This is a genomic window from Bacillus sp. JJ1773, from assembly GCF_036962035.1.
Lineage (GTDB): Bacteria > Bacillota > Bacilli > Bacillales > Cytobacillaceae > Cytobacillus.
This window is the reverse complement of record NZ_JBALNX010000039.1, coordinates 98,218-107,637: the sequence shown is the minus strand read 5'-3', so window position 1 is coordinate 107,637 and position 9,420 is coordinate 98,218. Positions and strand designations below refer to the sequence as shown.

At 31.9% G+C, this 9,420-nt stretch carries 7 protein-coding genes and 1 riboswitch; of the genes, 3 read left to right on the top strand and 4 right to left on the bottom strand.

Translation table 11 applies throughout. The annotated features are described in order from the left end of the window. Positions 1–1,119, top strand: a 1,119-nt coding sequence (locus tag V7127_RS10745) for a hypothetical protein (RefSeq protein WP_335485769.1), incomplete at its 5' end; no start/stop codon positions are given. Positions 1,120–1,831: 712 nt separating this feature from the next. Here V7127_RS10745 and V7127_RS10740 read toward each other — a convergent pair. Next, positions 1,832–2,554, bottom strand: a complete 723-nt coding sequence (locus V7127_RS10740; RefSeq protein ID WP_335485766.1) for a hypothetical protein — start codon at positions 2,552–2,554, stop codon at positions 1,832–1,834. Between the two features lie 305 nt (positions 2,555–2,859). On the opposite strand from V7127_RS10740, the gene V7127_RS10735 reads away from it, so the two are divergent. Further along, positions 2,860–4,155 (top strand): GTPase, encoded by a 1,296-nt coding sequence (locus V7127_RS10735; protein WP_335485763.1) that lies wholly within the window; start codon positions 2,860–2,862, stop codon positions 4,153–4,155. A gap of 752 nt (positions 4,156–4,907) precedes the next feature. Here the strand turns inward: V7127_RS10735 and V7127_RS10730 are convergent. After that, positions 4,908–5,357 (bottom strand): GyrI-like domain-containing protein, encoded by a 450-nt coding sequence (locus V7127_RS10730; RefSeq protein WP_335485760.1) that lies wholly within the window; start codon positions 5,355–5,357, stop codon positions 4,908–4,910. A 355-nt stretch (positions 5,358–5,712) separates the two neighbouring features. Beyond that, complete coding sequence (locus V7127_RS10725; protein ID WP_335485756.1) at positions 5,713–7,539, bottom strand: APC family permease; 1,827 nt, start codon at positions 7,537–7,539, stop codon at positions 5,713–5,715. A gap of 161 nt (positions 7,540–7,700) precedes the next feature. Next, positions 7,701–7,845, bottom strand: a riboswitch (cyclic di-AMP (ydaO/yuaA leader). A 156-nt stretch (positions 7,846–8,001) separates the two neighbouring features. Here V7127_RS10725 and V7127_RS10720 point away from each other — a divergent pair. Next, a complete protein-coding gene (locus V7127_RS10720) occupies positions 8,002–8,127 on the top strand; it encodes a bacitracin ABC transporter ATP-binding protein (protein ID WP_335346166.1) in 126 nt (41 codons plus the stop codon). Positions 8,128–8,408: 281 nt separating this feature from the next. On the opposite strand, the gene V7127_RS10715 is transcribed toward V7127_RS10720, so the two are convergent. After that, positions 8,409–9,305, bottom strand: a complete 897-nt coding sequence (locus tag V7127_RS10715; protein WP_335485753.1) for an aminoglycoside phosphotransferase family protein — start codon at positions 9,303–9,305, stop codon at positions 8,409–8,411. Positions 9,306–9,420: the final 115 nt, after the last annotated feature.

The following is a 9,420-nucleotide window of genomic DNA, read 5'->3' as shown; positions in this document are numbered from 1 at the left end:
ATATTATTTTATACATTTATTAATTATTATGATGAATTGAAAATAGAACTCGATAGATGGGAACTAATTGGTACAGAAGAAGCGAAGATGTTAATTATGGATTATGTAGTAAGGGATTTCTTTATACTGTTTAGTACAGTATTTAATAAACTGGAATTTATCGAGTCTTTGGAAGAAGATGAGTTATTTTCTTTCTTAAATTCTTATGTAGAAAAAGATGCTTTTAATGAAACACTAAGACAATATTATAAAGACTTCAGTGGAATTTTCAGTCTTCCTAATGATATGGAGGTTAAACTAGAAACTTTAAAGCTGTTACTTATAAAAACATATAAGTTCTTTAAAATCAATGATTTAAATAAAATATACCTTGAACAAGATGTGAAGTTAAATGAAAAAATAAGTTCTTTAGAAAAAGAACTTACTGAAATGCTGAAATCTGATCCACTTACTTCAGCTTTTGCACTTTCTTGCAATAATGAATCACAAATAACTAAGAAAACTTTACTAAATTTATCATACCCAACTCAATTAATTGAGCAATTATCAGGTACTGATTTAGTAGATTACATAAAAATAAACTTTGTGAGAATATTGACACCTATATTAATGGAAAATGGATTTTACTACACCAAGATTAATTATCTAGAAGATAACCTAATTGAACGAATAGTAAATATTTATGAGGAATTGCAAGAGGATGACGATATTAAAATTGATAGTATAATTGGTGGCTATTTTGATCGAGAATACCTATTATCAAAGCAAACAGAATCTATAAAGGATAGATTTGTAAATATTGTTAATTCATTAAAGAATGAAATAGAAGTTAACGTACCCTTAATTATAGGGGTTGATTCAGAAAAGGGAATTCTTATTTGTGGCCCTCTAAGTGTCTCGGCTAAATATAAATCTGATGAAGAAATATCAAGAGAATTAAAAGAGTCTAATAAAGACTCAAATGGTAATTATCTATTGAATTTAACAAATAATATATTTGCTCCATTTACAGAAAAAGAGGCGTATGATTATATTAAAAAGAAAACTATTATTTTTAGTATTAATCTACCTTTTGAATATAATTCTAAAAGTAATGGTTTTATTATTGAGTTCAGGTAAAAATGAAATAAGAATTTTTCTGAAAGTAATAGGTAAATTTAAACAGATAGTTACCATAATTACGTGGAATAAATGCCAATGGGAAATCCATTCGTTGTTCAGTAAAAGATATTTTAAACTATCCAATTACCAACTTGTAATTAAACCAGCCCTTATTTAATAGGGCTGTTATTTTTTATATGATTTCATTCTATCTAATGTTACGTTGAACAGTATCAAATAGTTAAGATTTATTAATTATTAAACAATAGGTTTAACATTTTATCTTGCCTTGCTTTTAATACATCAGGAGTCCACCTATCAGCTGTAAGAATAAAAACTTTACTACCTGCAAAAACGTCTATTCTTTTTTGTGGTTATTTTTCCCTTTTGTTTTTAAAATCTAGATTACTTAAAGATGAGTTTTTTTGAAATTAATACAAGATTAGCTAATTTGTGAGTCTAAAAATTGGCGTTGTAAGCGTTTGATAAGAGCGTATTGTAATATTCCCTCTATTTATTAAAGCATTCTTAATATGAAATTGTGATAACGTGGATAAGAATTTCTCAATTAACCCCACTTTTTATTTCGTAACCAATCAATTAATTCTCAAAGATACTTCTACATGCGTTGTCATCTTTGAACCTTAACTTCCTATAATTAATCAATATATCCATAGGTAGGGATAAAGCTTTAAAAGACCTTTGAAGTCTGTCCGGGATACGCAGGCATTTATTTTAAGATAGGCAACCCGCGTTTCTCCAAAATTATATTAGCTGTGGTAACACCTACTTTATGCATAACACACAGACTTAACACCCGATCTCGCCTAGTATTACCGCATAGGATGTAACCTGCCAAGGAAAGAAGTTCATTGCAATCAAGTAAGTCTAGCTCCAATGCAAGACAGATCTTAATCGCTAAATCTCTGCTGATAACTGCATTTTCACGAAGTTTTCCATTAATAAGCTTATTTAAGTGTGAATAATCAACATTTGCGCTTTCGGAAAACTCTTTAGTCGTTTTGTACTTTTGAAATGACAGTGTTTTTACCCTTTGAGCAAATGTCTCAGAATCTGCATTATCCTCCACCATTGTTAGTATCGAATTAAAGATTTCGTCATTACTTTTTATTGTCTTAACTGAAGTCAATGAGAATGGGGTGGGGTAATTATCCATTTCAATAACATTTCCTGGAGTCTTTTTTATAAAATTTATTTTACGGACCAACTCAGTAATAAATAAAAATGGTGAGTATAAGAACTTTTTAAGAGCACTAGCGAGATCCGTAGTATAGTCTATACTGCTTTGAATATAAGGTATGTATTCTTGTAATGATTTGGGATTCTCTTTAAAGACCTGAATTTGGGTTAAATCAGGCACAAGGACAATATTTCTTTCCTCTAAGGATTGGTCTAAAGCAAGAATTTTCTTTTCTACATCATTTATTTTCATCTCTTTCTTTCCTTTCAGATATGGTCTGGCAGCACAACTTATTGGAAGTTTAATAGATTACAATAAGAATATAACAAAAAGACAATAATTAACAGGAGGCAAATTAAATGAACTCATTTAACGCATTTTCCTTTTTGTAACCAGCAAAAATTGCACGAAACATTTATTCCCCGAACCTAATCCAAAGAGTGTTACTCAGGAATATTGGATATCTTCTATTTTGATATTTTGGTAAATTATTACTATATAATACATGATTAGTATAGTTTTAAAGAATTAGAATAATAAAAAAGGGTGAGTAACTTATGACTGAAGAGACAAAGCATGATGATATTTGGGAAGATTTATTTTCTGAGATGAAGGAAGAATTCAAAAAGTTTAATGAAGACTTTGATAAGAGTTTTTTAAAACCTAACATAGTTCTTTCTGGAAAAACTGGAGTCGGAAAAAGTACTTTAATTAATGCTATTTTTGGTTCTGTAATTGCTACGGCAGGTGAAGGAAAGCCTGTTTCACAATCTCTAGAAAAATACGATATTGAAGATATAAATGTAAACCTATTTGATACAAAGGGACTAGAACTTGACCCTAAGGAAAGGGAAAAATCCCGTAACAGTATTATTAGTGAAATTATTAAACGAGCAGATTCCCCTAATGTTGAAGAACATATGCATGTGATGTGGTATTGTATTTCCAACGAAAGTAGGAGAATAGAGGATATTGAATTAGAGTGGATAAATGATTTTTCAAATTACATGCCTGTAATCGTTGTATTAACACAAACTCTTGACACGGATGAGACATTCCAAAAGAAAATCGAAAAAGAATGTCCAGAGGTAAAAATTTGTCGAGTTCTAGCTGAAGAAAGAAAGTTATACGGGGATGTAATTATTCCTCCTCATGGACTTAAGAATTTAATCGGTGAAACGGTGAATATCCTTCCGGAAGCAACAGTAAGAGCATTTACTGCAGCCCAAAAAATTAAGATTGAAGAAAAAATAAAATCAGCAAAAGAACTACTTAAAGAACGTCTAGACTCAAAAAGCCCTTTTAATTATAAAAATTTAGCTCATGTGGCGGATACTCTTCCCATTGGATTAGATGTACTAGGTAAGGGAGCAGTTTATCTTTATATAGCAAAAGATATAATGACAGTGATGGGAATTCCGGTCTCCAAAAACTTCCTAAAGTTTACAAAGGAAGCAAACTCTCTATTAAAATCTATATTATTACCTTTTATATTATTTGAAGGTGGCAAAACTGCCGGAAAGGTAGCTTTCAAATATGGTAGTGAAAAACTTGGACCAAAGGTAGTGTCATTTATTACAAAATTATTTGGTAAAACTATTGGCAAAGGAAATATTGTTTTGTCACCCGTAGTTGGGTTAATAATGGGTAGTTTTAATAGGAAAGTAACTGAAAAAATTGCAAATGTTTTCATTGATGTGTGTTCGGATTTCCTTAGAAATGAGCATAATTTTGAAGAACTTTCTAACGAGGAGATTTTAAATATTCTATCAAAAAATATGCAGCAAAAAATGGAAGGTATTGAAGAAAGTCTAGAAGAAATAGTCGAAGAAGAAATTAGTATAACACATTAATTGTGGTATTCAGTCTCCTCAAGTCAATATGAGGAGACTTTTTATTGAAGATTAAACTTTAAAAAGGAATCAGTAAACAAACCTACTGATGCCTTTTTTGCCTCTTAAATTACCACGGTGAATCGCATCATAAGTGATAATAAGGTGTGTTAGAACTTATAATGTACTTGATTGTGTAACATGTAATGAATTTTAAATCAGGGGTATTATATACGTCTGACTATTTAGTTACCAATATTAATGTAACTTCAAACTTTTATTATTTTTTAGGTTACAAACATTAATGTAATTTAATAATAGAGAAAAGAATCGTTATTCCTTGATAATAAAAGGATTCTTGGGTTACCTACATTAATGTCTGTGAACATACTTGTGTCTAACGACAACTCAGTCGTGACCTAGAAACCAGTATTTTTAAACAAGGTTTTTGATATTAAAAAAAGTAAGTTATTTTCTAATTAAAACAAGGAATGTCCCTTTCATATGGGACATTCCTTGTTAATTTTTATCTAATTACTAACTTATGTTGCTTTGAAATAAAGTTTGTTCGAGAACATCTTACAAACCTGTTTTTTATGGTAAATTTGAAAATTCACTAAAAAAAGATTGATCAAAATGGATTCTTTTTCAACTGACCTAGAAGGAGTAGTATATAAAATTTTGATCATTTTATACCAATGTTATTCTACAATCGCGCCCGATTGTTGAGTATGTTCAATTGGAAAAGTAAAGGGTCATATCTTTTAATTATTTTATGAATGGATTGGTATATAAATCTCTACTTCTTCTATATCATTTTCAATTTGATGATAGATCTCAATAATATAGGATCCTAAGTTCTTTTGATATCCATTTTCATCTGACCATTTATTTAATTGTAGATGAAGGTCACCAACATCGTTTATTCTTCCTCTAGTAGTTACATACTCCTGCGAGATTTCTATATATTCCATACCAGAAGGAACTTCATTTAATGCATCATAAACAACCATTCCAACATAATAATATCCCTCTAGATGGTTTTCATCCCTTTTCGGTTCATAGAGTGCAATTTCAGTTTTAGAATGATTTTGAATTTCACCGGCTCTACTCATAAATTGTTGAGCAAGCTTCGGTACCTCACTCCCGTAGTTCGCAAAGGCACCCCTGTTTTTCATCGCAACAACTTTAAAGTCTTTTTTTACCCTTTTGCATTCCATCATAACACCCCTCAGGTAAATGTATTCGTTAACTAATTCTGCAAACTCCATAAATTTCCTTTTTTGATCAACTTAAATTTATAACACATTACCTTCCAACTTTATTAAAGGAAATGGCCCTTTTCATGAAGAAAGACGCTTTCCTTGTTTCAGAAAAGCGCCCTTTTGTGGAAGATCAAAGGCTATTGAAACAGTTCGCTTATATTGAACTTTAGCACCGTTACCCAACCATGAACCCAGCGTTCACCACAGAATACGCAAGAAAGTGCTGTTTTTACATGATAGTTCAAATAAGAAAGAGCTGCTTAAAGCAGCTCCGTTAATATCAAAGTAAGGAAGTACATGAAAGTCCTGCTCTTTATTTTTTTAAATGATAAGGTACAGTTGTAACGACCACATCTCTCCGATACAATAAGAAGGCACGAATTAGTAAACTTGATTGGTTGTGAAGAATATTGTGCCAACCTTTTTTAGGTATAAATTGTGGAATGACAACTGTCACTTTATAATTTCCTTCCCTCGCTTTATGCTCCACAGTATCAACAAATTTGGTTAGTGGGTTGATGATACTTCTATAATGAGAGTGCAGTGTTACTAGTCTTACATCAGGTTGCCATTTCCTCCATTTTTCTCCAAACTCTTTCTCGTCTTCTCTTTCAAATGCAACATATACAGCAATAACTTGTTCAGGAGAAAGCGATTTAGCATAATTTAAGGAATTCTCTACAACGTGAGTCATGCCAGCAACAGGCACTATCATAACATTACCCTCAATTGTCACAGGAGGTTCACAAGTTGTAAGCCTAAGCTGGTCTCCAACAGCTTCATAATGCTTTCTAATTCGATGAAAGAGAAAGACAATGATAGGTAGAAAAATTAAGATTGACCAAACCTGTGAAAATTTTGTTAAAAAGAAAATCATTGTGACCGTAAAGCTAATAACAGCACCCGTTGTATTAATTATGAATTTTGGAATCCACCCTTTGGGCTTTTCTCGCAGCCATTTAACCATCATTCCCGATTGAGACAAAGTAAATGGGAGAAATACTCCAACTGCATAAAGTGGAATAAGATGCTCTGTTTCTGCCCGAAAAGCAAGAATTAAAATGATAGAAGCAATTCCAAGTATGAGGATCCCATTAGAATATCCTAATCGGTCTCCCCTAATCAGAAACATCCTTGGTATAAACTTATCTTTTGCGAGATTAACCGCCAGCAATGGGAAAGCAGAATAACCAGTATTTGCAGCAAGGATTAATATCAATGCTGTAGTTCCTTGAATAAAGAAGTACATGAAATTTCGACCGAAAGTTTCTTCTGCAATTTGGGAAACAACGGTTACCTCTCTACTTGGAGCAATGCCATAATAATAGGCTAAAAATATGATTCCTGAAAACAGTATCGCAAGCAAGGCTCCCATTGCCATTAATGTTTTAGCAGCATTTTTAGGAGCTGGATCTTTAAAATTGGGAATGGCATTGGATATAGCTTCAACCCCTGTTAAGGCGGAACTTCCCGAAGCAAACGCCCTTAAAAGAATAAATAAACTGATTCCCGCTACAGGTGTACCAATCGGGGTGTGTATTTCAGGTGAAACTCCTCCTGTTAGAATATTATAAATACCCACACCAATTAATATGAACATCGCTACAACGAATAAGTAAACGGGGTAAGCTAAAATTGATGCAGACTCCGTTACTCCTCTTAAATTCAAAATTGTAATAAAAATCACAAATGCAATAGCAATTTCCACATTAAAGTTATGTAAGGTGGGAAAAGCAGATGTTAGAGCATCTGTGCCAGCAGACACACTTACAGCAACAGTAAGTATGTAGTCTACCAATAGCGAACCTCCAGCTATTAAGCCTGGATTTACACCTAGATTGCTCTTTGAAACCACATACGCTCCACCGCCATGAGGATAAGAAAAGATGATTTGCCTGTAAGACAATATAAGAGCTGTTAAAAGAATTAATACACCAACTGCGATAGGAATTGAATACCAAAATGCTACAGCACCTACTGTGACCAATACTATCAAAATTTGTTCAGGACCATATGCCACTGATGATAAAGCATCAGAAGAAAGGATCGCTAATGCTTTCGTTTTGTTAAGTTTCTGTTCTCCTAATTCATTGGATTTTAAAGGTCGTCCAATTAAAAGCCTTTTTATGAATGAAATCATTAATTACTCACCGCCTAAATAGTGTCAATAGGTTATATATTCCCTTATAAACAGTAATTTCTCTAAAAGAACAAAATTTTTACATGAATAAAAAAAAGTGCCTACAAGTCAGAGTTAAACAGACCTGTAGACACATCACTTTTTTGTGTCACAAGCTCCACCTTCCTTCTCATTTAACGCTTACGAGGTTAGCTGTCGGATTCGGGCCTTTGAGTAGCCCTACCTTGAAAGGATTCACCCCTTGGGTTAAGTAACAACCCACAAAAATGGTTCCCCCGTACCTAATGGTTTCAGCGATTTAGAAATTTGAAACAGTGATTATAATACTCCTGTGTTCTGCAAAAGTAAATAAATTTTATGTAAAAAGATAAAAAAACAGAAAAACGGAAATGTTAGTAACGTAGATATTAATTCATGCTTTAGAAAAATATTTAAGAGAAGCAACGTCAAAGGAGGATTTATATGTTCAAAGACAATAGTCCCTTTTTATCTGATGAATTTTTAGATGAGTTAGCTAAAGAAATTAACCAGCAATATGGGGGTCAAACAAATGAACAAAATGTGGAACCCATTAGTAATGATGAGTAAAATACAAGTCTTCCCTAAAAAGGTATCCCATAATTATTGAACATCAGACCGCATTGTGTGCGGTTTTTTTTTCTGGCCTACAAATTCAACTAACCAAACCTTTAGCTTAATAAGCCTTATTCCATTAAATGGCCCTTTTCATGTAGAAAGACGCTTTCTTTATTTCAGAAAAGCGCCCTTTAACGGAAAAACATAAGAGCTTAACTGGTTAGCTAAAGTTAGAGATCAAATGCTTATACCTTATTAAGATAATCACCTTTAATTTAATAACAGGCTACTAATTATGTTTCATATAAATTTTTTAGGTAAGAAAATTTTTCAAAGGCAGTATCCCAATTGATTTGTTGATTATTTTTCACTGCAAATAATATTTCATGAAAAACTGGTTGTAATCCATAAAAGTTTTTTACTCTATTAAATAAATTCTCAGACGATTCAGGAGCGCTATACCAAGATAATACGTCCTTTGTAAATTCTGAACCAAAAGACCAATATAAACCTGCAAAATCGAAAGCAGGATCTCCTATTTGGGCATCTGTAAAGTCAATAATGCCATCAATACAGTTTTTACCCTTATTATAAATAATGTTTGAGGCAGTCAAGTCACCGTGTATTATTGATTTTTTAAAAGTTAAACTTGGAAAGAGGTCAATAAAATTAGTGAATACTTCATTAATTTCATTCTGTCGCTGGTCATTTAAAAAAGGAAATATATCATTTTTGACTGAGGAATATAAATTTTCCCAGTATTTAAGTGTATGGATTGTCTCTAAGTTAATTAGATTAGGGTTTGAAACATCAATGCTATGCAACTTCGTTAGAAAATCACCAATCAACTTGGCGTTGTTTGGATTATCTCTAAGATTGTTAATGGGATATTCACCTAAAGACTTACCTTTCAAGAAAGAATATTTAACGCCTTTTAAATCACTCCCACTGTAAACATATTCATAGTCTGGTATGCATAAAATAGGTTTTTTATATTTTAACAAATTTAGTATTTTGCCTTCATTCAATATTTTAGATAAAAGATCTTCAGATTTTGGGAATCTAAAGACTATCTCATTATTTAATATATAAATGTTATTATCCCAACCATTAGTGTTTGCTTGTACTTCTCTAATTTCTAAATTAGGAAAGGTATTCATCAAAAAATTTAACATCTCATCCTCTTTCATTTATTACTACTCCTTATAATGCCCTCTGTTATTATGAAGGGCATTTTTATTTGACAATAGAATTTTAAATTTTTCCATTAAATAAAATAGACAAGCAAAGCCCCCCTGCATCGTA